The sequence below is a fragment of the Polynucleobacter sp. 35-46-11 genome (assembly GCF_002281105.1).
This window is the reverse complement of sequence record NZ_NCFJ01000678.1, coordinates 1-1172: the sequence shown is the minus strand read 5'-3', so window position 1 is coordinate 1172 and position 1172 is coordinate 1. Positions and strand designations below refer to the sequence as shown.

Below are 1172 nucleotides of genomic sequence, written 5' to 3'. Positions count from 1 at the left end.
TTCGTGCGCAGCACCGGAGATGAACACAGTACGTCGCTTGTGCCTGTACTCGACGGCTTTGAGGATTGCGGTGATTTCCTCAAATTCATCGACAAAAGTGGTTTTGATACCGACCCGCAGCAGCTCCCCGGCAAAGAGCTGCTCTTTTCGCTGGCGATATTCGAAATCTACTAGGGCTTCGTTGTCATACCGCTTCGCTTTGCGAAGTACACAGTAATGCTGCCGCTGGTCGCGCCCGTAGTGGATGCGGACACGGCTGAGGATGTATTCAAGATTGGGGTCGGTAAAGCTGAACCCGAGAAACAGAAACGTCTTGGACACTAGGTCACCGCTGAGTGCAGTGACGTACGGTTGCATGTTGATGTGATACCGCTCGTAGTCGTCGCGGATCAGGACAGCATCTGCAGGATGTGTAGCGTCGCCGTGCATCTTATACACCACCGCGTCGCGATTAGACTTAGTGGTGGCGAGCTGCTTTACAGTGTACTTGACGTCGGCGATTTTGCCCGTGCTTTCGAGTGCTGCCTCGATGAGGTTGTCGTAGTTAGTTGTCCAGTACGTTCCAATAGGCAGTCGGGCCAGGATTCGATGGTTAACAGTCGGCGCAACATTTGTGGAAAACTCTGTCACCAAGAGCTGGTTGAGCTTCGCGCGATTGGCATGATGGATGTTGGTATGGTACTGAGCAAGGGTAACGAGATCCCATTCTTTCTCGACGTCCAATTCTAGGTCATCAGCGATGGGCTTGAGCAGCGTTTTCCAATCAACGAAACCGGCATCGCGTGAGAATCCGGCGCCAGCAAAAATGGCGAGATTCCCTTCCTCGACCTCTTTTGACAACAGCTCAACGAGCCGGAACTGATCCTTGTTCAGAGCACCCCCCTGTTTCAATGTGGCAATTCTAACAGCTCGCAGCAGAAAACTGACAGCCGGTTATTCAATCCGTAATACTTTCGGCAATACCTTGAAAGCGGGGTAACTGCTTTTCTTCGCTTGGAGGCGACAGTCCATTTCAATCAGTTTGCTGCCGTTTGAACTTCTCAACGCCGAAAGTCCGGTGAGGGTCGAAAGTACCCGTTCACACCAACTGAAAGTGGTCACTCATCTCGTAGTTGTGATCCTAAACTTTTCTATTGACAGCTACTCACCTGAAACCGGTCAGCGGACTAAAC

General features: G+C 51.5%; 1 protein-coding gene. It reads right to left on the bottom strand.

Annotated elements, in window-relative coordinates:
• On the bottom strand, positions 1–891 hold an 891-nt coding region (locus B7Y67_RS18715; RefSeq protein WP_293599921.1), incomplete at its 3' end, for an SIR2 family protein.
• Positions 892–1172: the final 281 nt, after the last annotated feature.